The following is a 25576-nucleotide window of genomic DNA, read 5'->3' as shown; positions in this document are numbered from 1 at the left end:
GGGACCCACATGACCGACCCGAACCAGCTCATCGAGGACTACGAACAGCGCACCGCAGCCCTGCTCGAACAGGCCCAAGAGGCCAAGTCCCGAATCGCGAACCTGACCGGTGCCGCCACCAGCTCGGACGGCGCCGTGACGGTGAGCGTCAGCGCAGGGGGAGCGCTGCTCAGCCTGTCCTTCGGCACCAAGGCCGACGACATGCCCAAAGACCGCCTCGCGTCACTCGTGATGTCCACGGCCAAGCGAGCCCAGGCCCAGGCCGTCGGCCAGATCACCACGATCATGGCCCCGCTCATCGGCGACAACAGCGAGGCCATGCAGTTCGTCCAGTCCCAGATCCCACCGATCGACGTCCCGGACGAGCCAGAACCCGCCGCGCCGCAGCAGTTCGTGGTGAACGAGGAACAACAGGACGCGGCCAGCACGCAGCCCCCACCCCGCCCGGTGCGCCGTCCTGTGGAGGACGACGACACCGACTACGACCAGCGCAGCCTCTTCAAGAAGGAAGGTGGCTGGTGATGTCGGGCTTCCAAGTAGATCTCAAAGTCCTGGAGGCCCACGAGCGCGAGCTCAAGGCACTCCTCGCAGGCCTGCCCTCCGGAGCCGACGCCGGCGCCGACTACGTCGGCAACCCGCAGGCCTGGGGCGTCATCGGCATGTTCTTCGCCCAGATCATGGAGCGCTGGACCAACGATGCGCGCGAGTACGTCGACACAGTGAAAACCGCAGGTGACGACGTCGTCGAACGGTTCGCCGGCATGCGCCAGACCTACGCCGACCAGGACGAGGCGATGGCGCAGTCGTTCAAGAAGCTCCGCCAGGGCCTCGACGAGGTGCAGCCGTGAGCGAACAACCTCCGAGCCCGCTCAACGCCACCGAAGGCTTCGCCCCTTCGAGCTTGGCCCAGAAGTCGAACTTCGACAGTCCGACTCAGGGCTGGGACGCCGCCGGCATCTTCAGCAGCTCGGCCAACCTCATCTACGACGGCGTCAAGGGCGACTGGGGCGCAGTGGCCGGTGATGCGGCGGCCTTCGGCATGGACCTGCTCGGGTTCGTCACGAATCCGATGGGCAGCCTGCTGTCCGCGGGCATCGGCTGGCTGATCGAGCACATCGGTTTTCTCAAGGAGGGGCTCGACCTCCTGGCCGGAGATCCCGATGCCGTGAACGCGATGGCTCTGACCTGGAGCAACATCGCCAAGCGCATGCAGGAGACCGCCGACAAGTACAACGGCACTCTCGACACGCTGAGCCAGTCCCAGGGCGCCGCCGTCGACGGCTACCGCAAAGCCGTGCAGGACTTCTCCAACGTCGTGGTGGGAGGCGCGAGCCACGCCACCTCCGCAGCGTCGGCGATGACCGTCGCGGCCTCGGCAGTAGGTGTAGTGCGCGGTGCGGTCCGCGACGCGATCGCGAGCTTCGTCTCCAACGCGATCATCAAGTTCGCGGCGGCCAGCGCGCTGACACCGATCACCTTCGGTGCCTCGCAGGCGGCGTTCATCGCGGACACCGTCGTCCAAGGCACGATCACCGCTGGCAAGAACGCGAAGAAGATCAGCAAGGTCGTCAAGCAACTGGAGAAGGTCGCCGACGACGCCAAGCGATCGCGGGACACGATCAAGGGCACGACCCGCAACCTCCGCGGCACGGTGAAGACCTACAACCAGAACGCGGTGAAGCACTCCCAGCAGGCACTCCACATGGCGAAGAAGGCGCAGGCGGGCAAGCTCGACGCCTCGGACGTCGACAAGTTGAAGGAGATCGGCAAGCGCGGCGACCAGCTGGACAAGGACTACAGCAGGGTCAAGGCCGACCTGGGAGACAACGTCAACCGCAACTTGCGCGACAGCCTGGGGCTGGGCGACCGACGTCTCGGTCACGCGAACGACATGCTCGACGGCGGGTGGACCCCCACGTTCAGGGGAAAGGAGTATCCCGAGGTCTCCCTGCCGCTCGCCCCGAAGATCCTCGGCAACGCGATGGCCCAGGAGTGGAGCGACCAGTCCCACCGCGAGGCTGACGCGCAGGTGAAACAGGACGCGCGAGACCAGGCGTGGCGTGAGTACTGGGAGAGGCAGCGAATGGAGGGTGAGCTGTGATCGAGCTGTTCCTCCGCCGCGTGACAGGGCTCGCGCTGATCGTGTTCGCCGCCGTCCTGACCCTGGTCGCCGCCACGCGCCTGGACGAGTGGGAGAACGCCCTCGCCGCACGAAAGTCGATCCAGCCCAACAGTCTCGGCGAACTGGCTGCCGGAGCGGTGGCGTTCTGGGTGATCACCATCATCGGTTTGCTCTGGCACTGGCGCCGCCTGCCGATGTGGCGCATCTGGTGCCGGTGGTCCGCGTATCCCGGTGCGTTCATGGGGATCTTCCACGCCGTGCAGATCGCCGGAGACCACGACCGGCCGGTCGCGTGGGCTGTCGCGGTTGGACTGGTCGCGGTGTCCTGGGCACTGAGTGAGCTGGTCGTGCTGGTCATGACCCGCCCGGTCACGTCCACGCTCACCCGGTCGAAGCTGGAGATCCCGTTCCCCACCAGGGGTCTCAAAGCGAGGTTGTGCGTTCGCGAGGACCGGTTGGCGCTGGACAGCCTGGTGTCGCGGCGCAAGCGTTCGCGGGACGTGGTCGCGGTGCCGTGGACGGCGATGCGGTCGATCGAGCTGATCGAGGTCGAGCAGGAGATGACCTGCCAAGTGATCATCTACGCCGATGGGGACATCGGCAGGCCTCGCTCGTTCGACGTGACACCCGGTCCCGCCCTGCACGTCGTCGGCACAGCTCGTGAGCTCCTGATTCCGGTGACTCCCGAGGTCGGCGCGACGGCGCTCGCAATGGTGCAGGCGCGGTCGGCGGGGGTCGAGGTCGCTGAGAGGCCGCTGTGGTCCTACCGCCCACTGAGGAGGCACGAGCTTCGTCCGGCGAACTGGGAGTTCCGGACCGACAGCCGCCCTTACATCTTGCTGCTCGTCGGCGCGTTCCTGCTCATGCCGCTCTACATGCTGACGATGATCACGTTGTCCGTGGTCACGGGCTCGGCGGAGTTGCAGAAGGATTGGGACACCGTGGGCGGGCTCGACAAGCAGTACCAGGTGATCGTCGGCGGGCTTGGGCTCATCTCGGTCGCCTTCCTCTACCTCGCCTACCGATTCTGCTTCAAAGCATTCCTGGACTTCATGGAGGGCCAGCAGTCCATCGAGGCGTTCCCCGAGGCTCCGCCCCTTCCGGCCAAGACCGGGACGGTGCCCGGCTCCGGCAAGAAGCGGAAGAAGCGCTGACCTAAGAGGCAGACTCCGGCACCCGCGGATGCCGGAACCCGGGGTGGTCCTCCGGCAACGCCCGCTTCAACAACCACCCCGACACCAAGATGCACACGATCTGCAACGGCCAAGACAACGCCACCCGCAACGTCGCCAGCCAAAAGACCTGCGCATCCAGCCACAACGGCGTGAACACGGCGACCCGCAAAACGTACTGCCCAACCCAAGCCCAAGACGCCACCGAGTAGGCGCGCAAGAGCGCAGGATCCCGCCGCCACCGAGTCTTCTGCCCCAGCAAAGTCCCCACGACCAGCCCCAGGAACGGCCACCGCACCGCGATCGACCCGGCCCAAGCCAGCGCCGAAGCCACATTGGACAGCAACTGGATCAGGAAGAAGTCCTCGACGCGCCCGGTGTACAACGCCACCAGAGCCGCAGCCACCACCAGCAGCACGGACAGCAGGACCGCGCGGGGCTTCTCCCCGCGCACCAGGCGGAAGACACCGATCGCCACGCCGCACAGGACCGCGACCACCGCGCCCGCGCCGATCGAGTGGCCGAAGAGCAGCCAGCCCGCGACGAACGCCAGCGGCGGCAGGGAGGCGTCGAGGGCGCCGCCTCGGCCTCCGAGCAGTGATGCGAGCGACTCCTGGCGCACGTCGGTCATGGTTCCAGGGTGCCTTAGGCGAACCTAAGTCAGGTAACGGACCCATATCGGGGATTGACCCGCGTGAAGCAGGTCACTACCGTCTGCGGAAATCGTCTGGAAAGTTAACAGACAGGAGCGGACCTAATGCGTGCCGGAAGCCCACGACTGCTGCGGGAGATCAACGACCGCGCAGCCATCGAGGCTCTGCTGCGCAACGGGCCGCTGACCAGGTCGGAGTTGGAAGGTCTGATCGGCCTCTCCAAGCCGGCGACCGCACAGCTGCTCACCAGGCTCGAAGACGCCGGCACGGTGGTCCGCAACGGACTGCGTGGCGGTGGACGCGGGCCTCGGGCCCAGCTGTGGTCGGTCAACGGGGCGCTTGCGCACATCGCCGCTGTCGATCTCACCCCCGAGACGGTCGACATCGCGATCGCGGACATCTCCGGTGCCGTGCTCACCGAGCACAAGGCGCCGATGCCCGTGAAGCACGGCGTGCTGGAGGCGTTCGTGAGCGCGGTCGGCAAGGCCTGCGGGCAAGCGGGTCTGAGTGCCGACCAGTTGCTGCACGTCGTGGTGGGCTGTCCGGGAGCGGTGAACCCCGCGAACGGTGAGCTCGCCTACGCACCTCATCTGCCCGGCTGGAACGGTTTCGACGTGCCCGGCCGGTTGCGGGAGCAGCTCGCGACCTCGGTGAGCGTCGAGAACGACGTCAACCTCGTCGCGCTGGAGGAGATGGTCGCCGGGCGGGCCACGCAGGTGAACGACTTCGTCGTCATCTGGCCCGCGGACCTCGTCGGTGCCGCCGTCGTCGTCAACGGATCGCTGCTGCGCGGCGCTTCCGGTGGGGCGGGCGAGATCGACGGGTTGATGATCCCCGACCGCGCGGCGGCCGACACCGACACGGACCGCTCCGGCGGCACGTTCGGTGAACTGCTCAGCAGTACAGCGATCTGCAGGCTCGCACGCGCCCACGGGCTCGCCGCGCGCAACGGCCACGGGGCCGTGCGCAAGGCGCTGGCCGCGGGTCCGGCGGGCCGCGAGTTCATGGTCGATCTCGCCAAGCGCATCGCCACGGGCGTGGCTAGCGTCGTCGCGGTGCTCGACCCGGAACTCATCCTCCTCTCTGGCGACATCGCCCAGGCAGGCGGAACCACGCTGAACGACCTCGTTGCCGCGGAACTGCGGCAACTGGTGGTGCCGAGAACGCCCATTCAGCTGGCTTTGGTGACCGGGAAGCCGGTGCGCAGCGGCGCACTGCACTCGGCCCTGGCGGTGGCCAGAGAACAGGTGTTCGGCCTCCCGGCTGCCACCACGGCTCCATTCCGCGGCCCAGTGGTCGCCGGGTCCCCACGTTGATCGAGAAGGAGTGCACATGCGCAAGCACACCCGTGCTGCCTTGCTCTGTGTCGCCGCAGCGCTGACCCTCACCGCATGTGCGGCGGGCAAGGGTGGTGGCGCCAATTCCGACGCCGCAGCTGCTCCTGGCAAGGACGACAAGCTCACCCTCACGGTCTGGAGCAACTACTCCGACCGCGAGTACGAAGAAGTCACGAAGGCCCTCAAGACGTTCAACAAGAAGTTCCCGAACATCGAGATCAAGCACGAGGGCTCGCAGGACGACGACAAGATCACCGCGGGCATCCGTTCGGGCAACACCCCGGACGTCGCGCTGTCGTTCACCACGGACAACATCGGCCAGTTCTGCTCCTCCGGGGCGTTCCAGCCGCTGAAGAACTACATCGACCGCGACAAGGTCGACCTGAACCAGCTCTCCCCCGCGGTTCAGGAGTACACCGAGTACAAGGGCGACCGCTGTGCGATGCCCATGCTCACCGACGTGTACGCCATGTACTACAACAAGGACGCGCTGTCGGCGGCGGGCATCGCGACCCCTCCGAAGACGCTCGACGAGCTGTACGACGCGGCCGTGAAGGCGACCAAGAAGGCGCCGAACGGGGACATCGAGGTCGCGGGCTACCTGCCCACGATGGGCTTCTACGCCAACCGCCCGACCATCCTCGCGCCGACGTTCGGCGCGGAGTGGGACAAGGACGGCAAGTCCGCTCTCGCGAGCTCGCCCGGCTTCACCGAGATGATGACCTTCCAGAAGAAGCTCGTCGACTTCTACGGCTACGACGCCCTCGAGCGGTTCCGCGCGGGTCTCGGCCAGGAGTACTCGGCCGACCACGCGTTCCACCAGGGCAAGATCGCGATCATGATCGACGGCGAGTACCGCACCGCCTTCCTCAAGGCGCAGGCGCCGCAGATCAAGTTCGGCACCGCCCCGTTCCCGACGTGGAAGCCCGCCGACTACGGCACGGCGTTCACGACCGGCACGATCATGGGCATTCCCAAGGGCGCCAAGAACCCCGGCGCCGCGTGGGAGCTGATCAAGCACCTGACGTTCGACACCGACACGATCGTCGACCTGTCCAACGCCATCAAGAACGTCCCGAGCACCAAGGCCGCCATGGAGAGCCCGAAGCTCGAGGTGGACGAGCAGTTCAAGACGTTCATCGACCTCGCCAAGAGCGACAAGCTCAAGGGCAACCCCGTCACCCCGATCGGTGACGCGCACATCAAGGCCGTCACCGACTTCTCGGTCTCCTACCAGTCCGGCAAGGTCCCGGACCTGGCCGCGGGCCTCAAGGAAGTCGACAAGAACATCGACGACCTCATCGCCAAGAGCGGCAAGTAGAGGATCCGCAAGATGACCGCCACGCTCGGCGCTCGTCCCGCCCCCGGCAGGGGGCGGGCACGTGCCCGCCACCGTCTCGCCGTGCTCGGGTTCATGGCCCCGGCACTCATCGGCTTCGTCCTGTTCTTCGGTTATCCGCTGGTCACCACGGTCGTGCTCTCGTTCACGAAGTACGACCTGATCAACCCGCCGGAGTTCAACGGACTCGACAACTACACGTTCATGTTCAAAGATCCCTTGCTGATCAAGGCGATCACGAACACGCTCTGGTTCGTCGTGGTGCTCACGATCGCGCGGACCGTGTTCGCGCTGGGCGTGGCGTCGGTCATCGCTCGTCTGAAGTCGGGCGTCGGCCTGATCCGCACGCTCTGCTACCTGCCCTCACTGGCACCGCCGGTGGCCGCGACACTCGTGTTCTTCATGGTGATGCGCCCCAACGGAGGACCGCTCGACACCGTGCTCGGCTGGTTCGGCGTCGACTCGCCGCTGTTCTTCTCCGACCCGGCCTGGGCGAAGCCCGGCATCACCGCGATCATGCTGTGGATCTCCGGCGACCTGATGATCATCATCCTCGCCGCGATCCTCGACGTGCCGCAGGAGCAGTACGAGGCCGCCGAGCTCGACGGCGCCGGCCCGATCCGGCGCTGGTGGCACGTCACGCTCCCGACGATCTCCCCGGTGCTGCTCTTCGGCATCGTGAACTCGGTGATCCTCGCGTTGCAGCTCTTCACACAGGCGGTCGTCGCGGGGTCGGCCGGCTCGGGAGCGGCGGACGCCACGGGATCGACCAAATATCTCGGTTTCCCGGACAACTCCACGCTGACGTTCCCGGTTTACCTGTACACGCAAGGCTTCCGCTACTTCGACATGGGCTACGCGGCCGCCATGGCCACGGTCCTGTTCGTCATCTCGTTCGCCGCGACCATCGTGCTGGTCCAGCGGATGCGCAAGAACTCCACCGCTGAGGAAGGGGGTCCGGGAGCATGACCGCCACGCTGACCAAACCGCCGGTCGACGTCCCCTCGGAACCGGAGCAGCCGCGTCGCAAGATGAACGTCGGCGCCGTCCTCAACTGGGTCGCCACCCACGCGATCGGCCTCGCGCTCGGCCTGATGTTCGCCACGCCCGTCGTGTTCGTCTTCCTCACCGCGGTGATGTCCGACGACCAGGCGTTCACCTCGGACCTGTGGCCGCGCGAATGGCACTGGGGCAACTTCGTCGAGGTCTTCGACAAGGCCCCGCTCTTCCAGTACCTGGTCAACAGCCTCACGTACTCGCTGCTCGCGACCCTCGGCATGCTGATCTCGTCGATCCCGGCGGCCTACGCCCTGGCCAAGCTGAAGTGGCGCGGCCGCAACGTCGCCTTCATCCTCGTCATCGGCGCGATGATGCTGCCGCCGCAGGTCGTGGCCGTGCCGCTGTACGACACGTGGTCGGGTCTCGGCCTCACGGGCACCTTGGTCCCGTTGATCGCGCCGTACTTCCTGTTCGACGCGTTCAGCATCTTCCTGTTGCGCCAGTTCATGCTCACCATCCCACAGTCCTACGTGGACGCTGCGCGGGTGGACGGCTGCTCGGAGTTCCAGGCGCTGGTGCGGATCATCGTGCCGATGGCGAAGCCGGGCATCGCGGCGACCGCGCTGTTCTGCTTCCTCTTCACCTGGAACGACTACTTCGGCCCGCTGCTCTACACCGGCGAGGTCAAGGACCAGTGGACGTTGTCGCTGGCACTGGCGACGTTCAAGGGCATGCACATCGTCCAGTGGAACTCCTCGATGGCCGTCACGTTCCTGACGATGATCCCGGCCGTCGTCCTCTTCGTCTTCGCCCAGAAGTCGTTCGTCAAGGGAATCACGTTCACGGGAGTCAAGGGATGAAACTCACCGTCGTCGGTGGCGGGTCCACCTACACACCGGAGCTGATCGACGGCATCGCCGGCCGTCGCACCAGCCTGGCGGTGGACGAGATCGTCCTCGTGGACCCGGACCAGCACCGCCTCTCGCTCATCGGCCCGTTCAGCCAGCGCCTGCTGGACCACGCGGGTCACCCGGCGAAGGTGCGCACCACCTCGTCGCTCGAGGAAGGCGTCGAGGGCGCCTCCGCTGTCCTGCTGCAGCTGCGGGTAGGCGGGCAGAAGGCACGCGCTTCGGACGAGACGTTCCCGTTGACCTGCGGGTGCGTCGGCCAGGAGACCACCGGCGCGGGTGGCCTCGCCAAGGCCCTGCGGACCGTGCCGGTGGTCCTGGACATCGCGGACAAGGTGCGCCGGCTCGCCGGGCCGGACACGTGGATCGTGAACTTCACGAACCCGGTCGGCATCGTGACGCGTGCGCTGCTGCAAGAGGGGCACAAGGCGATCGGCCTGTGCAACGTGGCGATCACGTTCCAGCGCTGGACGTCCGCGCTGCTCGGGGTGGATCCGTCCACTGTGGAGCTGGAGCACGTCGGCCTGAACCACCTCACGTGGGAACGCGGCGTGCACGTGGACGGCGTCGACCGCCTGCCGGAGCTGCTCGAGAAGCACGTCGAGGGCCTGGCGGAGCACATCGGCATCGACGGTGGGCTGATGCGGCGCCTGAACATGGTGCCGTCGTACTACCTGAACTACTTCTACAACCACGACGCCGTCGTGAAGAAGCAGCTCACGTCCCCGCCGCGCGCGGAGGTCGTCGCTGCCGTCGAGAAGGAACTGCTCGACATCTACGGCGACCCGTCGGTCGTGACGAAGCCGGAGCAGCTGTCGCAGCGCGGCGGTGCGTACTACTCCGAGGCGGCCGTGCAGCTCGTGCACGCGCTGACCGGTGGCGAAGGCGCTGAGAAGCACGTGGTGAACGTGCGGAACAACGGTTCGCTGCCCTTCCTGCCCGACGACGCCGTGGTCGAGGTGTCCTCCACCGTGGACGCCGATGGCGGCAGGCCGCTGCCCGTCCGTCCGGTGGAACCGTCCATCTCCGGCCTGATCTCGCACGTCACCGCGTACGAGTACCTGGCGCTGGAAGCCGCAAAGCACGGTGGCCGTGACCGGGTCGCGAACGCGCTGCTCGCTCACCCGCTCATCGGTCAGCACGCGATCGCGGACCAGCTGGCCGACGAGCTGATCGCGCAGAACCGCGATCTGCTGCCGTGGGTGAAGGGAAACTGACAACGTTGGCTTCCTTTCCCTCATGAACGAGGGAGATTCCTACAGCTCGCGCCACAGGGTTTTCTGCTTCGTCGCCGACTGCCCGCCCGGAGGGTTCCGTTGAGGTCTTACACCGGCTCCACAGACCGACGCCGCCAGCCCGGCGGTCAGGATGTTGCGTGCCGCGTTCACGTCCCGGTCATGGGTCGCGCCGCAGCCACAGGTCCAGATGCGCACGTGCAGCGGCATCTCCGCAGCGAGGGCGCCGCAGACCGAGCACAGCTTGGACGACGGGAACCAGCGGTCCACGACGATCACGTCTCGCCCGTACCAGGTCGCCTTGTACTGCAACTGTTGCCGGAACTGCCGCCAGCCCGCGTCATTGATCGCACGGGCCAGTCGGTGGTTGCCGACCATGTTCGACACGGTCAGGTCCTCGATCACGAGCGTTTGGGTTTCACGCACGAGCCGGGTGGTGACCTTGTGCAGGGAGTCGGTACGCCGATCGGCGATCCAAGCGTGGATGCGAGCGACCTTGACGCGTGCCTTGACCCGGTTGCCGCTGCCCTTCTGCTTACGGCACAACGCCCGCTGAGCCTTGGCCAGTGCCGTGCGGTCCCGCCGCTCGTGCCTGGGATTGCCGATCTTCTCCCCGGTCGAAAGAACCAGCAAGTGGTCAAGACCGACATCGATGCCGACCGCCGCATCCGTGGCGGGCAACGGCCGCACGCCGGAGTCCTCGCACAGCAGGGACACGAACCAGCGCCCAGCCGAGTCACGCGTCACCGTCACCGTCGACGGCTTCGCGCCCTCAGGAAGTGGCCGCGACCAGCGGATGTCCAGCGGCTCGGCCATCTTTGCCAACATCAGCTCACCATCGCGCCAACGAAATGCCGAACGCGTGTACTCCGCGCTGGCACGCGACTTCTTCCGCGACTTGAACCGCGGAAACCGCGCACGCCTGGCGAAGAAGTTCCTGAACCCGGTCTGCAGATGCCGCAAAGCCTGTTGCAACGGCACCGACGACACCTCGGCCAGAAACGCGAGATCCTCGGTGCGCTTCCACGCGGTCAGCAATGCCGACGTGGACTCGTAGCCGACCCGCTCCCCGCGCAGCGTCCATGCCTCCGCACGCGCCTGCAACGCCAAGTTGTAGACCTTGCGGACACAGCCGAACGTGCGCGACAACTCTGCCGCTTGCGCCCCGCTCGGATAGAAGCGGTACCGAAACGCCCGCTTCACCTGCCCGTTCACCATTCACAGATTACGCGGCCATCGTGTGCCCCTGTACGGCTGGGTTGTGGACACCATGTCGCCCTGACAGCGACATGGCCGTTCCCTCACTGCTCCGCAGAGGCCCAATTCCTCCTCGTCCTGAAGGACGAGGTCTCCTCGGAGGACTTCAGATGACCGACCGGGTGCTCGCCATCGACGGCGGGAACAGCAAGACCGCGGTGCTCCTGGTGGACGCGGACGGCAAGGTGCTCGCGCAGGTGCGCGGGCCCGGTGCCCCGCCGCAGACCGTGGGCATGAAGCGCGGACTCGACGTGTTCGAGGGACTGGCACGCGAGGCCGCAGCCGCGGCGGGACTGTCCCCCGACGAGCCGATCGCCTCGCACACGTCCGCCTACCTCGCGGGGGCCGATCTGCCCCGCGAGGAGGAGGACCTGACGCGGGCGATCACCGAGCGGGGCTGGTCGACCACGACGTTCGTCGGCAACGACACCTTCGCGTTGCTGAGGGCAGGTACCGCCGCCGCTGGGGGTGTGGCGGTCGTCTGCGGAGCCGGCATCAACGCCGTCGGTGTCGCTCGTGACGGCAGGACCCACCGCTTTCCCGCCCTGGGCGCGATTTCCGGCGACTGGGGTGGCGGCGGGCAGCTCGGCAACGACGCCCTGTGGCACGCGGTGCGGGCAGAGGACGGCCGGGGCGAGCCGACGTTGCTGCTCCCCGCGCTGCTGGAGCACTACGGCGAGACGTCGATCTCCAAGGTCGTGGAGAAGATCCACTTCGAGGAGCTCGAACTCGACCCGCACGCGCTGTGCCCGTTGGTGTTCGAGGTGGCCGCGCGGGGTGATGCCGTTGCCCTGCAACAGGTCGACCGCCTCGTCGAGGAGATCGTCCTGCTCGCCACCGTCTCCATGCGCAAGCTCGACCTGATGAACGAGCCCGTGGACGTGGTGCTGGGCGGCGGGGTCCTCACCCACACCGGCGACGTGGTGGTCGGCCCGGTCCGGCAGCAGATCCTGGAGGCCGCCCCGCTCGCCCAGGTCCGCCTGGTCGACGTGCCACCCGTGGTGGGCGCGGCCCTCCTCGGCCTCGACCACATCGGGGCCTCGCCGGGCGCAGAGCTGAGGCTGCGCTCGGCGTACAGCGAACAGGTACCGGCGGCCGCACTGGACGTGGCGGTCACCGGCTGACCCACCAGACCCCGTCTCAGGGGGTTGATCGGCGGCGGCGCCCCCTGAGACGGTCCCAGCCCCACTGCTCGGGGCAGATCGGCGGCGGCGTCCCGAGCAGTGGCCCCACCCCTTTCCGAGGGGGCGACCCGGCGGCGGCGTCCCCTCGGAAAGGCCTGACGAACCCCCGCAGCGACCTCACACGCCGAGGACGCTCCGGGGGTTCTTCACGTCCAGGGCACGGAGGACGGCGCGATCGGCAACGCCTCGGAGGGCACCGGGGGCAGCGCCGCCGTCGGCACCACGGTCGTCCCCGCGACGCTCTCCCGGGGCGTCTCGGCCTCCGGGGTGACCACGGGGTTCGAGTGCGGCGGTGGGGTGACGGCGACCGGACCGGCGGACGGCGGGGACGGGGTCAGCTTCACCGCAGCGGGCGTGGAGGGGCCGGGGCTGAACTCCATCGGAGGCTGCTCGCCCCCTATCTGCACGGCCCCGGGACCGGTGGGGGCGGGCGCGGATCCCGACGAGACCGGTCCGCTCAGGGCGAGGGCGGCCAGAGCCCCGGCTGTGAGAAGCGCGACACCGAGAGAAAGGAACGGAAGCGGCAAACCAGAACGCACCCGGCAGAAGGTAGCGACCGAATCAGACGAATCCCCGGGATTCTGCTCCAGCATCGCTCGATCGAGTGGTAAAAGAATCGTCACCCACAGCGACTGAACCTACGATGCCGTAACCGACGGTGGCGTAACCAGGGGTTCGTTGTGCATGCTAACTAGTCGCCTTCGGACGGGAGCCCGCGAGCGACGGACGACGCAAGTGCACGAGAAAGGGGGATGTTGTGCTGCTGCGATGGAACAGTCTCGTGTCCCTGGGGGACAGCTTCACCGAGGGCATGGACGACCCGGGGCCGGGAGACACCTACGTGGGCTGGGCGGACCGCCTGGCGGGCATGATCGCCCGGCAGACGCCCGAGTTCCGGTACGCCAACCTCGCGGTCCGCGGCAAGATGCTGCAGGAGATCATCGACGACCAGGTGCCGCTCGCGATCTCGCTCAAGCCGGACCTGGTGACGTTCTGCGGTGGCGGCAACGACATCATGCTGCCCAACAGCGATCCGGACGCGCTGGCCGAGGTCTACGAGGTGGCGGTCGCCGACCTCAGGGCCGCCGGGGCCGACGTCGTGATCTTCACCGGCTTCGACACCAGGGCCACGCCGCTGCTCAGGAGCCTGCGCGGCAAGATCGCCATCTACAACGCGCACCTGTGGTCGATCGCCGAGCGCTACCACTGCCGGATGGTCGACCTGTGGTCGATGCACGCGCTGCACGACCGTCGCGCGTGGAGCGAGGACAGGTTGCACCTCTCGCCGGAGGGGCACCAGCGGGTGGCGCTCAAGGCCTCCGAGGTGCTCGGTCTGACGGACGACCACTCGTGGAACGCGCCGTGGCCCGTGCTCGAACAGGCGGACTGGGTCACCCAGCGCAAGGCGGACCTCAAGTGGGCGCGCGAGTACGTGGTGCCGTGGATCGGCCGCACGCTCCGGGGCGAGTCGATGGGGGACGGAATGGCGCCGAAGAGGCCGGAACTGCTGCCTCTCGCGCGGTGCACCGAAGAGAACTACCAGTAGGAGAAGGCCCGACCGGCATTCTCCCCCGAGTGCCGGTCGGGCCTCCCAGAAGCAGGCGCCTTACCCCCTCGGTAATCCCCCATTCGGCAGCCTGCTCGTCCAACATCCCATGCTTTGGGACCAGACGACTAAACGCGCGCTAAACCTCGGACGAGAGCGAGTCCAAAAGCGTGCGCACCTCGACCGCGCGCGCCGAGTTGACCTGCGCGTACAGGCGCAATGCCTCCGTCAATTCCGCTGTCGCAGCAACCCATTCCGCCCGCCGGAGCAACACGCCGCCGAGCACGTGCCTGCCGAAGCCCTCGAGGTAGGTCACCCCGGCCACCGACGCCTGGTCGACGACCTGGCGGGCCAGCGCCTCCGCCTGGTCCAGCGCGCCGGCCTCCAGGTGCAGTTCGGCGAGGTTGGCGAGACCGCGGATCAACGCCACGTCGTCGCCGGAGCGCCGGTACACCTCGACGGCGTGGGCCTGGTGCTGCAGCGCGACCTCCCCGCGGCCGCGGGCCTGCTCGACCTGCGCCACGTTGTTCAGGCCGTGCGCCTCGCCGACCACGTCGCCGGACTGCTGGGCGAGCTGCACGGACTCCCAGAAGTGCAGCAGCGCCTCGTCGTGCAGCTCCAACCGGAACAGGACGTCGGCGAGCTGGGCGAGCGTCAGCACCAGGTACTGCCGCTCGCCCAGCTCGGTCGCGAGCCGGTGCGCGCGGCGAGCGTCCGGCAGCAGGACGGCTCGTCCCAGCCGGGCGTTCGTCGTGTAGGTCGTGTCCAGCATCAGGACCTGTCCGAGGCGGCTCCCCGTCACCTCGGCCGCGGCCAGACCGAACCCGACCAGCGCCACCCACTCCCCGGTGAGCGCGCGCACGGTCGCGTAGTGGTGCAGCAGCCGGACCAGCTGCCACACCTGGTCGTGCAGGCCCCTTTCCGCCGCCGCGTGCACCACCGCGACGATGTTGGGCCACTCCTGGTCGAACCAGTCGACTGGGTCCTCGAACGCCGGCAACGCCGTGGAACCGTTGTCCGCCAAGGCGAAGTCCAGTCCGTCACGGGCCGGCCTGATGGCTCTGCGGACGTGGTCGCACGCGACGAGGTAGTAGTTCACCAAGCGCCGCAACGAGTCCAGGTCCGCCCGTCCCGCGCCCCGCACGTACAGGCGCACCAGCTCGTGCATCGTGAAGCCGTCCGGCCACGGTTCGACCAGCAGGTTCACCCCGACGAGCCGGGCCAGCCGCGAGCGGGCCGCCTCGACCCGGATGCGGGTCAGCGCGGCGACGGCGTGCGGGGACATCCAGCGGCCGGGCGCCATGCCGACGGAGTGGAAGACCTCGTCCAGCTCGGACGGCAGGTCGCGGGTCGACAGGTCGAGCGCCCGCGACACCCCCACGCCCGCCTCGGGCAGGTCGAGGCCGCGCATCCGCTGCCCGTCGTCGGCGAGCTCCCCCACCAGTTCCTCGACGGTCCACTCCGGACTGATCACGAGCTTGGCGGCGGCCACGCGCAACGCGAGCGGCAGGCCTCCGCACAGCTCGGCGAGCTTCTGCGAGGCCGCCGGGTCCTCGGTGGACAACGGCCTGCCCAGCACGTCGTCCACCAGCGCACGCGCCCAGTGGTCGTCCAGCGGGCCGAGCTTGCGCACGCGGGCGCTGTGGGTGACGACCAGCCGTTCCATCTGGGACCGCGACGTCACCAGCACCACCGAGCCCGACCCCGGCGGTAGCAGCGGCTGGACCTGGTCGAACGCCGTCGCGTCGTCCAGCACCACCAGCACGCGGCGGCGGTGCAGCAGCGAGCGGTACAGGCCGACGCGGTCCTCCACGCCGACCGGCACGCCGTCCGCCGGCACGCCCATCGCCACCAGGAACCGGGTGAGCACCTCGCCCGGTTCGGTCTCGCCCAGCGACGCGAACAGCACGCCGTGCGGGAACATCTCGGAGTTCTCGTGCCCCCACGTGATCGCGAGGGCGCTCTTGCCGACACCGGGCGCACCGGTCAGCACGGCGACGGTGGTCGCCAGCAGGTTCCTGGCCGTGACGATCTCGTTCAGCCAGTCGCCGTCGTCGTCGCGGCCGAACAACCTCGAGGCCGAGGCGGGCAGCAACGCGGGCGCCACGATCCCCGCACGCGGCGCGACGGGACGTTCCACCGGGCCGATCACGCTCAACGACGGGTCGTCGCGCAGCACCTGCTCGTGCAACGCCCGCAGCTGCGGCCCGGGATCGATGCCCAGCTCGTCCACGGCACGGCGCTGGAAGCGCTGGTAGGCCTCGAGAGCGTCGGCGCGCTGCCCCGACCGGTAGAGCGCGCGCATGCTGTGGGCCACCAGGCGTTCCCGGAACGGGTACTCGGTGCACAGCCCGCGCAGCTCGCCCACCAGTTCCAGGTGGCGGCCGAGTTCGAGCTCGGCGTCGATGCGCTCCTCCAGCGCGGAGAGCCGCAGCTCCTCGAGGTCCGAGGTCATCGGGTCGCCCGGCACGTCCGCGAGCACCGGTCCGCGCCACAGGCCCAGCGCCTCGCGCAGCAACCCCGCCCTGATGGCGGCGGGCTTGCCGCGGGAGGACGCCACGAGCTGCCGGGCGCGGTGCAGGTCGAGACGCCACGGGTCGACGGTCAGCTGGTACCCGGTCGGCGTGGTGCGGATCGTCGCGGAGCCCGCGGGATCGGACTCCTCCAGCACCTTGCGCAACCGCGAGACGTACCCGTGCACGATCGTCCGCGCGGTGGCCGGAGGCGTGTCCGTCCACAGCGCGTCGACGATCTGGTCGATCGAGACGGGCCGGTTCGCCTCGACGACCAGCATGGCGAGCAGGCCGCGCATGCCGCGGCGGCCCAGCTGGACCAGCCGTCCGTCCGCGAGCACCTGGAGTGGACCGAGCACGCCGAACTCGAGTCCGGTTTTGCTCCGCATGCCCCTCCTCAAGTGCGCTGACCTCGTCACTTCAGAAGGTGCGTGAGCCCGAGTCTCAGATACAAGTACGGCCCAGATTCGCGGGACGCTACTGTTCACACGTGCCGCGAGACAGGAACTCCGTGGTTGACCGCGGCGCCGGGTGTCTTCTCGGCGGCGCTCTCGGTGATGCGCTCGGTGCCCCCGTGCAGTACCTCGGCTGGGCCGACATCCAGCGCGAACACGGTCCCGAGGGCGTCCTGGGGCCGCCGAAGCCCGCGCTGTTCACGGACGACACCCAGCTGACCCTCTTCACCGCCGACGGTTACCTGCGCGCCTGGGTGCGCGGGAAGCGCACCGGCGAGTGGGAACCGTCGGAGATGGTCTGGCACAGCTACCGGCGCTGGCTCGTCACGCAGCAGCAACCGGCCCCCGAGCGGGGTTCGGTCGGGCTGCTCGCCGACGAACGGCTGTACGAGAGCCGTTCACCGGGCCTGACGTGCCTGCGCGCCCTGGCCGCCGAGACACCGTCCACTCCGGAGAACCCGCACAACGAGTCGTCCGGCTGCAACGGCGTCACGCGCACCGCACCGGCGGGCTTCGCCCCGTCCGCGGCGATCGCGTACGACCTCGGCTGCCGTTTCGCCGCGCTGACGCACGGCGGCACGGGCGGCTGGGTGTCCGGTGGCGCGCTGGCGTTGCTGGTCCACCTGCTCGCCGTGAAGGCACGGCCGTTGCGTGAGGCGATCGACCAGGTCATCGGCCGCGTGCTGCGCGACGACACGTACACGGCGACGGTGCTGACACGGGCCGTGGTGCTGGCGGACGAGCACGACGGCTCCTCGCCCGTGCGCGTCGACCGGCTCGGCAGCGGCTGGACGGGTCCGGAGGCGCTGGCGATCGCGGTCTACACCGTGCTGACGCACCCGAAGCCGTCCCAGTTCGTCGACGCGATGCGCGCCGCCGCCAACCACTCCGGTGGCAGCGACGCCACGGCGGCGTTGACCGGCAACGTGCTCGGCGCGTTGCACGGCACCGACGCGCTGCCCCGCGACTGGCTGATGGGCCTGGAGATGGTGGACGTGCTCGACGCGATGGGCCGCGACCTCGGCATGTCCGCGGTGAACCTGGACTTCAACGAGGACCGCTACGCCTGACCAGAACAGAAAAGGCCCGCTGTGGTGCGCTCCCGAATTCGCGCCACAGCAGGCCTTCTCGCACGAGCAGTTGGTCGACAGCAGGCCGGGACTTGCCCCGAGCGCGAGCTCCGATCCAGCTCTTGATCAACGAAAACGTGCCCCGGAGTCCAAGCTCCGTTGGGCGAACATGTTAACAGATGTGTACGGGAAGTCCAGGGCTCGAGTGCACGCGACGATCTTCGTCGACGATGAAGACCTCGCAGTCCTCCTGCGCCGCAGCCCACTCGATCCCGTCCCTGCCCAGCGCAAACGCTGCTGTAGCAGTGGTGTCCGCGATCGCGAGGTCGTCGGAGAAGACCGTCACCGAGAGAATTCCCGAGACCGGCTGACCGGTGCGGCCGTCGAGGATGTGCTGTCCGCGTTCGTACAACGCTGACGTGGCAACGGCTCCGTCGCGCACGCCGAGCACGACGCTGAGCTGGTCGGCGAGATCGGGATGCCGAACGCCGACGCGCCAAGGCTTTCCGGGTTCGGGCTCGCCCGCGGTCACGACGTCGCCGCCGGCGTTGAGGCAGAACGACGTGGCGCCGCCCTCGCGCAGCATGTCCGCCGCCCGTTGCACGGCCCAGCCCTTCACGACCGCGCACGGGTCGAGCCCGCGTCCCGGCACCCGTGCCGTGAACGCGCCGCCCGTCGACTGCTCGTAGAAGTCGCACAACGACAGGACCTCGACCAGGTCCGGGGTGAGCTCCTCCCTGGTGAGCTCACCCCGGTCCAGCCGCGACACCTCGCTGTCCGGCTTGAACGGCGAGAACTGCGCGTCCGCCGCACGAAGCCAGGCGAAGGCGCTCTCGGCTAGTTCGGCGTCCCCGTCACGCAGGTCCACCGAGATCGGCAGACCCATGACGTGTTCGACGCGCCGCACCGCCACTCCCTACTTCGCGCTGTCGATCGCGGCCTGCAGCGACTGCTTGTAGCCACCGGAGGTCGCGGTCGCGCCGGACACCGTGTCGATGTCCGCGCTCTGCGCCTTCAGGGCCGACTGCTTCAGCAGCGGCAGCGCCATCCTGGTCGGTTCGCTGTTGGGCGCCCGCAACGCCTTCACGTCGACGATCTTGGTGCCCTGGAGCGTCACCTGCACCTGGACGACGCCCTCGGACGTGTTCACCGCGGGCCCGGACACGGTCCGGTTCTGGGCCTGTTGCTGCTGGGTCGTCGTCCTGGGCGCGGACCCCGTCGTCTTCGGCGCGGAGCCGGTGGTCTTCGGCGCAGAGCCCGTGGTCTGCGGAGCGGTGGTCTGCTGCTGGGTCTGCTGTTGTTCCTGGGCGGGCGGCGCGGCGGCCTCGTTGATCTCGCCCTCGTGCGCCGCACCCGGCGAGTAGAGCCAGACAGGAACCAGGCCGGCCACGCTGAGCACCGCTACGGGAATTGCCCACTTCACGTCGTCGAACCCCTTCAGTTGGCCAGCGCGAAGCGCTCGGCGTGGATCTGGTTGCTGGGCACTCCGAGTTCGTCGAGGCTCGTGATCACCGCGTCGGTCATGCCGCCGGGGCCGCAGATGAAGACGTCGCGGTCCTGCACGTCCGGCACGAGCGCGGCGATGTTCTCCGGCCCGAGCAACGGGCCGTTCGCGGTGATGGTCTTCGACGAACCGGTGACCAGGCGCAGCACCGCGCCCTTCGCCCGTGCGAGGCCTTCGAGCTCGCGCAGCAGCACCGCTTCGCGCGGGTCGCTGACGCGGTAGAGCACCACGACGTGGCCCTTGATCTCCTCCAGCAGCGCGCGGACCGGCGTGACGCCGACGCCGCCCGCGACGAGGAGCGCGTTGGGCCTGGTCTGGTGCATCGTCGTGAACGCGCCGTACGGGCCCTCGGCGAACACGCGGGTGCCGACCTTCACGTTGCGGATGTCCGCGCTGCCGGTGCCCAGGGCCTTCGCGGTGAGCCGCAGGTACTTGCCGTTCGGCGCCGCGGACAGCGAGAACGGGTTGGCCTGCCACCAGCGGTCCTTGGTGACGAAGCGCCACAGGAAGAACTGGCCCGCCCGAGCGCCGAGCTGGTCGAGGTCCTTGCCCTCGATGTAGACCGAGACGACGTTGTGCGCCTCGGGCACCACGGCGGCGACGCGGAACTGGTGGCGCCAGTTGCGGTAGAGCGGAAGCACGACGCGTCCGATGAGGACGGAGCCGAGCGCGAACGCCCAGAGGCCCCACCAGTAGCCGGTCGCGAGCGCGGACTTGCGGAACGTGCTGCCCACCGCCACCTGGTGCGAGAACGCGAGGAAGATCGCGATGTAGGTGTAGAGGTGGATGAAGTGCCAGGTCTCGTAGGCCAGCCGGCGCCGTGCGAAGCGGGCCGAGACGGCGCCGACGACCATGATGATCGCCCACGCCACCAGCGCGCGGAGGATGCCCTCCAGCTCGGTGGCCTGCCGGACGACCTCGGCGATCGGGCCGTCGGCGCCCGCGTTGCCGAACGCGATGAAGACCAGGTGCCCGATCAGCGTGAAGAAGATCGTGAAGCCGACCCAGCGGTGCCACGAGGTGAGCTTGTCCATGCCCAGGCGCCGGTCGAGCCACGGCAGCCGCGCCACCAGGAGCAGCTGGAACGCCATGGCGAGCGCGCCGTAGAGACCGGCGAGCCTGCCGAAGTTGATCAGCTTGTTCGAACCGACGCCCGCCGCGTTGAACAGGTACGTCACGAACGCCGCGTTGGCCAGGAGGAACACGTACAGGCCGGCTTTGGCCAGCACCTTGTGCGGCGTCGCACGGCCGGCCGCAGCCGGTCGCGCGGGGGGCTGCAGGGTGGTCGTCACGGCGGGCTCCTCGGTCAGGGCGGTCTCTGTCGGTCGATCTCGATCCTCAGCGTTCGAGCTGTGGCTCCCCTATGCCCGCGCTGTCGAGTTCCTGTCGATCGAGCGGGAGAGCCACCAGGTGACGCACCATGAGCACGTGGACAAGGGGAACTCGGTTCGATTGCTCGTCGTAGATGACGAGCCGCACATCGCTGACCTGGTCGCGACGGTCGCCCGCTACGAGGGCTGGCAGGCCGCGACAGCGCTCAACGGCGAGGAGGCCCTGAGAGAGGCCGCCGAGTTCCAACCCGACATCGTCGTGCTCGACCTCATGCTGCCTGACCTGGACGGATTCACCGTTCTTGATCGGCTCCGGTCGGCCGGCGCGATGGTGCCGGTGGTCTTCCTGACGGCTCGTGACGGCACCGCGGACCGTGTGGCGGGACTCACCCGAGGCGGCGACGACTACCTCGTGAAACCTTTTTCCGTCGAGGAGCTGATGGCTCGTCTGAGGGCCGTCCTGCGCCGTTCGACGGGCCCGTCGTGGAAGCGTTCGGTGCTGAAGGTGTCCGATCTGCTGATGGACGAGGACACCCGCGAGGTCCGTCGCGGTGGCAAGCTCGTGACGCTCACGCCGACCGAGTACGAGCTGCTGCGGTACCTGATGCGGCGCTCGCCGGCCGTGCTGACGAAGGCGCAGATCCTCGACCACGTGTGGGAGTACGACTTCGGCGGCCGCTCCAACGTCGTCGAGCTCGTCATCTCGCATCTGCGCCGCAAGCTCGACGACGGCCGCGAGCCGTTGATCCACACCGTGCGCGGTGTGGGGTACGTGCTCCGCCGAGCAGCTGAGTGAGCCCGCGATGAAGTTCAGCCTGAAGCCCGTCCGCGACTGGCGGCTCGGCACCCGCCTCGCCCTGGGCCTCGGCGCTCTGGCGCTGACGGTGTTCGCGATCGTCGGCTGGGTCATGGTCACGTCGATGAAGGACTTCCTCGACCGCCGTCTCGACGACCAGATGGTGATCAGCCAGACGAGCGCGGTCAAGGAGATCGACAACCACGGCAAGGTCTCCAAGCTGCCGCCGGACTGGTTCGCCGTCGTCTACAAGATCGAGAACGGGGAGCTGCGGGCCCAGCCGGGCGACCAGCAGCCCGCCGACCGCGAGGAGTTCGACGCGCTCGCGAAGAGGGCGCTGAACGCCGACGAGTTCCAGACCGAGTACCTGCGCGGCGAGGGCAAGTTCCGGTTGCGCGCGTGCCAGGTCGTCAAGAACGAGTGGATCCTCGTCAGCGCCGCCCCGACGAACGACCGCGACGGCACGATCTCCCAGCTCGTCACGGTCGGCGTGATCGCGTTCATGGCGGCGCTGATCGCGTTGGTCGTGGGCGGCCAGGCGCTGATCCGCAGGGGCATGCAACCGCTGTCGGACATGGCCGACACCGCGCACGACATCTCCTCGCACGACCTGACCGACTCGGGCGACCTCGCCGTGCGCGTGGACGGACGCGGCGGCGGCGTGGAGGTCGAGGAGCTGCGCGAGGCGTTCAACAAGATGCTCGCGCACATCGACTCTTCCTTGGCAGCCCGCACGGCCGCAGAGCAACGCCTCCGCCGTTTCATCGCCGACGCCTCGCACGAACTGAGGACGCCCCTCACGTCGTTGCGCGGCTACGCGGACCTCTTCAAGTACGCGGCGGCCAACGAACCGGGCGAACGCGAGAAGCACCTGGAGAAGCTGCGGTCGGAGGCATCTCGCATGAGCGTGCTCCTCGACGACCTGTTGTTGCTGGCGCGCCTGGACTCCGCGGCGACCGAACCGCCGTTGCGTCCGGAGGAGCTGGACCTCTCCGTGGTCGCGGAGGCGGCGGCGGACGCGTTCCGCGCGGGCAGGCCGTCACACGTGCTGGAGCTCGACGCCGACACGGTGCGGATGACCGCCGACCCGACCCGCCTGCGCCAGGTGCTCGACAACCTGCTGACCAACGCGGCCGTGCACACGCCGGCGGGCACGTCGGTGAGGTTGAAGGTGACCGCCGAGAACGGCTGGGCGGTGATCAGGGTGAGCGACACCGGCCCCGGCATCCCGGCGGCCGACCAGGCGCGGATCTTCGACAGGTTCTACCGCGTGGACGACTCGCGGACCCGCCAGCGCGGCGGCAGCGGCCTGGGCCTCGCCGTGGTCCAGTCGCTGGTGGAGGCGCACGGCGGCACGATCGAGCTGGCCAGCCGGCCGGGGTCGACGGTCTTCACGATCCGCCTCCCCCGGCGCATCTGACTACTCGGCCTGCGAGCTCGTGGCCCAGAGGTCGATGCCCGACTCGACGGCGTGCTTGTCGATCTCGGCGAGCTCGTCGTCGGTCAGCGGCGGCGCCTGCAGGGCCGCGAGGTTCTGCTCCAGCTGCCCCACCGACGACGCACCGATCAACGCCGACGTGACGCGCGGGTCGCGAATCGTCCACGTCAGCGCGAGCTGCGCCAGCGACTGCCCGCGCGACTTCGCGATCTCGTTCAGAGAGCGGATGCGTCCCAGGTTCTGCTCGGTCAGCAGGTCCGTCGACAGCGACTTGCCCTGCGTGGCACGCGACCCCTCGGGAATCCCGTCGAGGTAGCGGTCGGTCAGCATGCCCTGCGCGAGCGGCGAGAACGCGATGCAACCGGCACCGACCTCCTCCAGCGCGTCCAGCAGCTCCGGCTCGATCCACCGGTTGAGCATCGAGTACGACGGCTGGTGGATCAGCAGCGGCACACCCGCGCTCTTCAGCAGCTGGGCGGCCTCGCGGGTCTTCGCGGGCGAGTACGACGAGATGCCCACGTAGAGCGCCTTGCCCTGCTGCACCGCGGACACGAGCGCGCCCATCGTCTCCTCGAGCGGCGTCTCCGGGTCGAACCGGTGCGAGTAGAAGATGTCGACGTAGTCGAGCCCCATCCGCGTCAGCGACTGGTCGAGCGAGCTCAGCAGGTACTTGCGGCTGCCCCACTCCCCGTACGGCCCGTCCCACATGTCGTAGCCGGCTTTGGTGGAAATCACGAGCTCGTCCCGGTACGGCCTGAGATCATCCTTCAGGATCTGCCCGAACGTGATCTCCGCCGAGCCGTAGGGCGGACCGTAGTTGTTGGCGAGGTCGAAGTGCGTGACACCGAGGTCGAACGCCCTCCGCGCGATGCCGCGGCCCAGCTCGTACGGCCGGTCGCCGCCGAAGTTGTGCCACAGACCGAGGGAGATGGCGGGCAGCTTGAGACCGCTGCGCCCCGTCCGCCGGTAAGTCATCTGGTCGTAGCGCGCGCTATCCGCGAGGTAGGACATGGTGCCCACAATGTCACGTCCTAGTGGGACAGAGCAGGACATGATCCGCGCCGCCGAGGCGGGTGAGGTGCTCGACCTCTCACGCCGTGGGAACAACGTGGTGCGCGCCACGGCGATTCGGGATCTGGTGCGGTCGGGCGACGTGGACCCGCGCGGTCTCCTGCTGGTGGGAGCCCGCGTCACCGGTCAGCTGGACCTGAACTTCATCAGCACCTCGACGGCACTGCAGCTGGACGACTGCGTGTTCGAGGAACCTCTGCTGATGTACGACGCCGAACTGCCCGCGCTGTCCCTAGACGGGTCGACGCTGCCCGAGTTGCGCGCGGAGAACCTGCGCACTCGTTTCCTCGCCCTGCGGGACATGCGCTGTGCCGGAGTCGTCGACCTGGAGAACGCGCGCGTCGACGGTTCGCTGCGGTTGACCGGTGCCACCGCGAGTCTGTTGTTCGCCTCCGGCCTGCACGTCACGCGAAGCGTGCATGCCGAGCGGTTGTACGCGAGCCGGGTCTGGCTCGACGGTTGCGAGGTCGGCGGCGGTGTGGACCTGTCGGAAGCGGTGATCGTCAGCGAGTCGGGCCTCGCCTTCGTCGGCACCGAGGCGAGGATCGGCGGCGACCTGCGGTTCAGCAGGGCCTTCGTCAAAGCGGGAACCGGGGTCGTGGCCGTGGCGCTGTCCGACGCCACCTGCCGGACCCTGAAGATGAACGGGACGGTCCTGCGCGCTCCCGCGGGATCGGCGCTCCTGCTCGACGGCGCGCAGATGACGCAGGAGGTCAGGCTCGCCGGCCTCGACGCCCGCGCGGCCGCCGACACGATCCGCATGGTCGACACGGTTCTCGGCGCCGGGCTCGTCCTGAGCGGTTCGGTGCGCGCCGACGACGGTCAGGCAATGGTGCTGCACCGGACCAAGGTCGGCGCGAGCATCACGATCACCGACTCCACGATCGAGTCGGCCGGACCGCTGTCCGCGCTGGACCTCACCGACGCGGTGGTCAACGGCGAGCTCGTCCTGCGCTCCGAGAAGCTGGTCAACCGCGGCAGCGGCTTCGATCTCGACCTGTCCGGCACGAAGGTGGGCAACCGGCTCGACCTCGGCGAGTCGAAGCTGGTCGAAGCCGACGTGTTCACCGTGACGCTGAACGGGCTCACGTACCCGAACCCGCCGGCCGACACCCACGTGTGGCTCAAGATGTTGCGCCGCAACACGCTCTTCTACGAAGCCCAGCCCTACCAACAGCTCGCCGCGGTCCATCGCGCCGCCGGCCACGAGCACACGGCTCGCAAGGTCCTGATCGCGCAGCAGGAGGACCTCCGCCGCTACGGAGACCCCGGCAACAAGCTGTGGCACTGGTTCCTGGGCGTCACTCTCGGCTACGGCTACAGGCCGTCACGGGCAGTGGCCGGACTTCTGGTGACGTTCCTGCTGGCCATCGGTCTCGTGTGGACAGCAGGCCAGTTCAACGGCCTCACACCGGCCAAGGACCGCCCCGCCGACTCCTGTTCACCGGTGAACAGGATCAGTCTTGCGGCGGATCTCGCCATTCCGCTCGTGAAGCTCGGTGGCACACCGAGGTGCGAACTGGCGAACGGACCAGCCGGGCAGTGGGCGACCGGAGCGGGGTGGGCGGTGCAGATCCTGGGTTGGTCGTTCGCCACGTTGAGCGTCGCGGGGTTCACCGGGCTCGTTCGCAAGAACTGAACAACAC

At 68.6% G+C, this 25576-nt stretch carries 23 protein-coding genes; 15 read left to right on the top strand and 8 right to left on the bottom strand.

Annotated elements, in window-relative coordinates; genetic code table 11:
* The first annotated feature begins 9 nt into the window (after positions 1–9).
* The 4 genes from IE307_RS42030 to IE307_RS42015 are packed head-to-tail and all read left to right on the top strand — an operon-like array spanning position 10 to position 3276.
* Positions 10–522 (top strand): YbaB/EbfC family nucleoid-associated protein, encoded by a 513-nt coding sequence (locus tag IE307_RS42030; RefSeq protein ID WP_191305081.1) that lies wholly within the window; start codon positions 10–12, stop codon positions 520–522.
* Positions 522–848: a hypothetical protein gene (locus tag IE307_RS42025; protein WP_191305080.1), complete on the top strand. Its 327-nt coding sequence runs from the start codon at positions 522–524 to the stop codon at positions 846–848. The genes IE307_RS42030 and IE307_RS42025 overlap by 1 nt, the downstream gene beginning before the upstream one ends.
* On the top strand, positions 845–2101 hold the full coding sequence (locus IE307_RS42020) for a hypothetical protein (RefSeq protein ID WP_191305079.1): 1257 nt from the start codon (positions 845–847) through the stop codon (positions 2099–2101). Before IE307_RS42025 ends, IE307_RS42020 begins: the two co-directional genes overlap by 4 nt.
* On the top strand, positions 2098–3276 hold the full coding sequence (locus IE307_RS42015) for a hypothetical protein (RefSeq protein WP_191305078.1): 1179 nt from the start codon (positions 2098–2100) through the stop codon (positions 3274–3276). The genes IE307_RS42020 and IE307_RS42015 overlap by 4 nt, the downstream gene beginning before the upstream one ends.
* A gap of 1 nt (position 3277) precedes the next feature.
* Here the strand turns inward: IE307_RS42015 and IE307_RS42010 are convergent, their stop codons facing one another.
* Positions 3278–3925, bottom strand: coding sequence for a DUF3159 domain-containing protein (locus tag IE307_RS42010; protein ID WP_191305077.1), 648 nt, complete (start codon positions 3923–3925; stop codon positions 3278–3280).
* 126 nt (positions 3926–4051) lie between these two features.
* Here IE307_RS42010 and IE307_RS42005 point away from each other — a divergent pair, with 126 nt between their 5' ends.
* From IE307_RS42005 to IE307_RS41985, 5 genes are read left to right on the top strand one after another with little or no spacing between them, the layout of a single operon-like run.
* Positions 4052–5263 carry an ROK family transcriptional regulator gene (locus IE307_RS42005; protein ID WP_191305076.1) on the top strand — a complete coding sequence of 404 codons (1212 nt, stop codon included), beginning with the start codon at positions 4052–4054 and terminating at the stop codon, positions 5261–5263.
* A 16-nt stretch (positions 5264–5279) separates the two neighbouring features.
* A complete protein-coding gene (locus tag IE307_RS42000; RefSeq protein ID WP_191305075.1) occupies positions 5280–6605 on the top strand; it encodes an ABC transporter substrate-binding protein in 1326 nt (441 codons plus the stop codon).
* 12 nt (positions 6606–6617) lie between these two features.
* Entirely contained in the window at positions 6618–7592 is a 975-nt protein-coding gene (locus IE307_RS41995) for a carbohydrate ABC transporter permease (RefSeq protein ID WP_191305074.1), read from the top strand.
* Positions 7589–8482 (top strand): carbohydrate ABC transporter permease, encoded by an 894-nt coding sequence (locus tag IE307_RS41990; protein ID WP_191305073.1) that lies wholly within the window; start codon positions 7589–7591, stop codon positions 8480–8482. Before IE307_RS41995 ends, IE307_RS41990 begins: the two co-directional genes overlap by 4 nt.
* A complete protein-coding gene (locus IE307_RS41985; RefSeq protein WP_191305072.1) occupies positions 8479–9747 on the top strand; it encodes a 6-phospho-beta-glucosidase in 1269 nt (422 codons plus the stop codon). The genes IE307_RS41990 and IE307_RS41985 overlap by 4 nt, the downstream gene beginning before the upstream one ends.
* Before the next feature lie 39 nt (positions 9748–9786).
* Here IE307_RS41985 and IE307_RS41980 read toward each other — a convergent pair whose 3' ends face one another.
* Positions 9787–10980: an RNA-guided endonuclease InsQ/TnpB family protein gene (locus IE307_RS41980; protein WP_373306084.1), complete on the bottom strand. Its 1194-nt coding sequence runs from the start codon at positions 10978–10980 to the stop codon at positions 9787–9789.
* A gap of 152 nt (positions 10981–11132) precedes the next feature.
* On the opposite strand from IE307_RS41980, the gene IE307_RS41975 reads away from it, so the two are divergent.
* Positions 11133–12146 (top strand): N-acetylglucosamine kinase, encoded by a 1014-nt coding sequence (locus IE307_RS41975; RefSeq protein ID WP_191305070.1) that lies wholly within the window; start codon positions 11133–11135, stop codon positions 12144–12146.
* 206 nt (positions 12147–12352) lie between these two features.
* Here the strand turns inward: IE307_RS41975 and IE307_RS41970 are convergent, their stop codons facing one another.
* On the bottom strand, positions 12353–12586 hold the full coding sequence (locus IE307_RS41970; RefSeq protein WP_191305069.1) for a hypothetical protein: 234 nt from the start codon (positions 12584–12586) through the stop codon (positions 12353–12355).
* Between the two features lie 377 nt (positions 12587–12963).
* Between IE307_RS41970 and IE307_RS41965 the strand changes: the two genes are divergently transcribed.
* Positions 12964–13752: an SGNH/GDSL hydrolase family protein gene (locus IE307_RS41965; RefSeq protein ID WP_373306083.1), complete on the top strand. Its 789-nt coding sequence runs from the start codon at positions 12964–12966 to the stop codon at positions 13750–13752.
* Between the two features lie 139 nt (positions 13753–13891).
* Here the strand turns inward: IE307_RS41965 and IE307_RS41960 are convergent, their stop codons facing one another.
* A complete protein-coding gene (locus tag IE307_RS41960) occupies positions 13892–16654 on the bottom strand; it encodes an AfsR/SARP family transcriptional regulator (RefSeq protein ID WP_191305068.1) in 2763 nt (920 codons plus the stop codon).
* 101 nt (positions 16655–16755) lie between these two features.
* Between IE307_RS41960 and IE307_RS41955 the strand changes: the two genes are divergently transcribed.
* Positions 16756–17790 (top strand): ADP-ribosylglycohydrolase family protein, encoded by a 1035-nt coding sequence (locus IE307_RS41955; RefSeq protein ID WP_191305067.1) that lies wholly within the window; start codon positions 16756–16758, stop codon positions 17788–17790.
* Between the two features lie 172 nt (positions 17791–17962).
* Here the strand turns inward: IE307_RS41955 and IE307_RS41950 are convergent, their stop codons facing one another.
* The 3 genes from IE307_RS41950 to IE307_RS41940 are packed head-to-tail and all read right to left on the bottom strand — an operon-like array spanning position 17963 to position 20586.
* The gene (locus tag IE307_RS41950) at positions 17963–18697 is read right to left on the bottom strand and encodes an FAD:protein FMN transferase (RefSeq protein ID WP_191305066.1); all 735 of its coding nucleotides are present in this window, start codon (positions 18695–18697) and stop codon (positions 17963–17965) included.
* Positions 18698–18706: 9 nt separating this feature from the next.
* On the bottom strand, positions 18707–19213 hold the full coding sequence (locus IE307_RS41945) for an FMN-binding protein (RefSeq protein WP_191305065.1): 507 nt from the start codon (positions 19211–19213) through the stop codon (positions 18707–18709).
* Between the two features lie 14 nt (positions 19214–19227).
* Positions 19228–20586, bottom strand: a complete 1359-nt coding sequence (locus tag IE307_RS41940) for a ferredoxin reductase family protein (protein ID WP_191305064.1) — start codon at positions 20584–20586, stop codon at positions 19228–19230.
* A gap of 136 nt (positions 20587–20722) precedes the next feature.
* Between IE307_RS41940 and IE307_RS41935 the strand changes: the two genes are divergently transcribed.
* A complete protein-coding gene (locus IE307_RS41935) occupies positions 20723–21421 on the top strand; it encodes a response regulator transcription factor (RefSeq protein ID WP_229905577.1) in 699 nt (232 codons plus the stop codon).
* 7 nt (positions 21422–21428) lie between these two features.
* On the top strand, positions 21429–22841 hold the full coding sequence (locus tag IE307_RS41930; RefSeq protein WP_191305062.1) for a sensor histidine kinase: 1413 nt from the start codon (positions 21429–21431) through the stop codon (positions 22839–22841).
* Here IE307_RS41930 and mgrA read toward each other — a convergent pair whose 3' ends face one another.
* Complete coding sequence (gene mgrA / locus IE307_RS41925) at positions 22842–23870, bottom strand: L-glyceraldehyde 3-phosphate reductase (protein WP_191305061.1); 1029 nt, start codon at positions 23868–23870, stop codon at positions 22842–22844.
* A gap of 10 nt (positions 23871–23880) precedes the next feature.
* Here mgrA and IE307_RS41920 point away from each other — a divergent pair, with 10 nt between their 5' ends.
* Positions 23881–25569, top strand: a complete 1689-nt coding sequence (locus IE307_RS41920) for a hypothetical protein (RefSeq protein ID WP_191305060.1) — start codon at positions 23881–23883, stop codon at positions 25567–25569.
* The last annotated feature ends 7 nt before the right edge of the window (positions 25570–25576 follow it).

The sequence above is a fragment of the Lentzea cavernae genome (assembly GCF_014653695.1).
Lineage (GTDB): Bacteria > Actinomycetota > Actinomycetes > Mycobacteriales > Pseudonocardiaceae > Lentzea > Lentzea cavernae.
The sequence above is the reverse complement of the archived record's forward strand: the minus strand, read 5'-3'. Positions and strand labels throughout refer to the sequence as shown.

Coding starts and splice junctions, on each gene's coding strand:
- IE307_RS41975 (WP_191305070.1), top strand. CDS start 11,133: ATGACCGACCGGGTGCTCGCCATCGACGGCGGGAACAGCAAGACCGCG.
- IE307_RS42010 (WP_191305077.1), bottom strand. CDS start 3,925: ATGACCGACGTGCGCCAGGAGTCGCTCGCATCACTGCTCGGAGGCCGA.
- IE307_RS41930 (WP_191305062.1), top strand. CDS start 21,429: ATGAAGTTCAGCCTGAAGCCCGTCCGCGACTGGCGGCTCGGCACCCGC.
- IE307_RS42000 (WP_191305075.1), top strand. CDS start 5,280: ATGCGCAAGCACACCCGTGCTGCCTTGCTCTGTGTCGCCGCAGCGCTG.
- IE307_RS41960 (WP_191305068.1), bottom strand. CDS start 16,654: ATGCGGAGCAAAACCGGACTCGAGTTCGGCGTGCTCGGTCCACTCCAG.
- mgrA (WP_191305061.1), bottom strand. CDS start 23,870: ATGTCCTACCTCGCGGATAGCGCGCGCTACGACCAGATGACTTACCGG.
- IE307_RS41970 (WP_191305069.1), bottom strand. CDS start 12,586: ATGGAGTTCAGCCCCGGCCCCTCCACGCCCGCTGCGGTGAAGCTGACC.
- IE307_RS42025 (WP_191305080.1), top strand. CDS start 522: ATGTCGGGCTTCCAAGTAGATCTCAAAGTCCTGGAGGCCCACGAGCGC.
- IE307_RS42030 (WP_191305081.1), top strand. CDS start 10: ATGACCGACCCGAACCAGCTCATCGAGGACTACGAACAGCGCACCGCA.
- IE307_RS41985 (WP_191305072.1), top strand. CDS start 8,479: ATGAAACTCACCGTCGTCGGTGGCGGGTCCACCTACACACCGGAGCTG.
- IE307_RS41995 (WP_191305074.1), top strand. CDS start 6,618: ATGACCGCCACGCTCGGCGCTCGTCCCGCCCCCGGCAGGGGGCGGGCA.
- IE307_RS42005 (WP_191305076.1), top strand. CDS start 4,052: ATGCGTGCCGGAAGCCCACGACTGCTGCGGGAGATCAACGACCGCGCA.
- IE307_RS41920 (WP_191305060.1), top strand. CDS start 23,881: ATGTCACGTCCTAGTGGGACAGAGCAGGACATGATCCGCGCCGCCGAG.
- IE307_RS41990 (WP_191305073.1), top strand. CDS start 7,589: ATGACCGCCACGCTGACCAAACCGCCGGTCGACGTCCCCTCGGAACCG.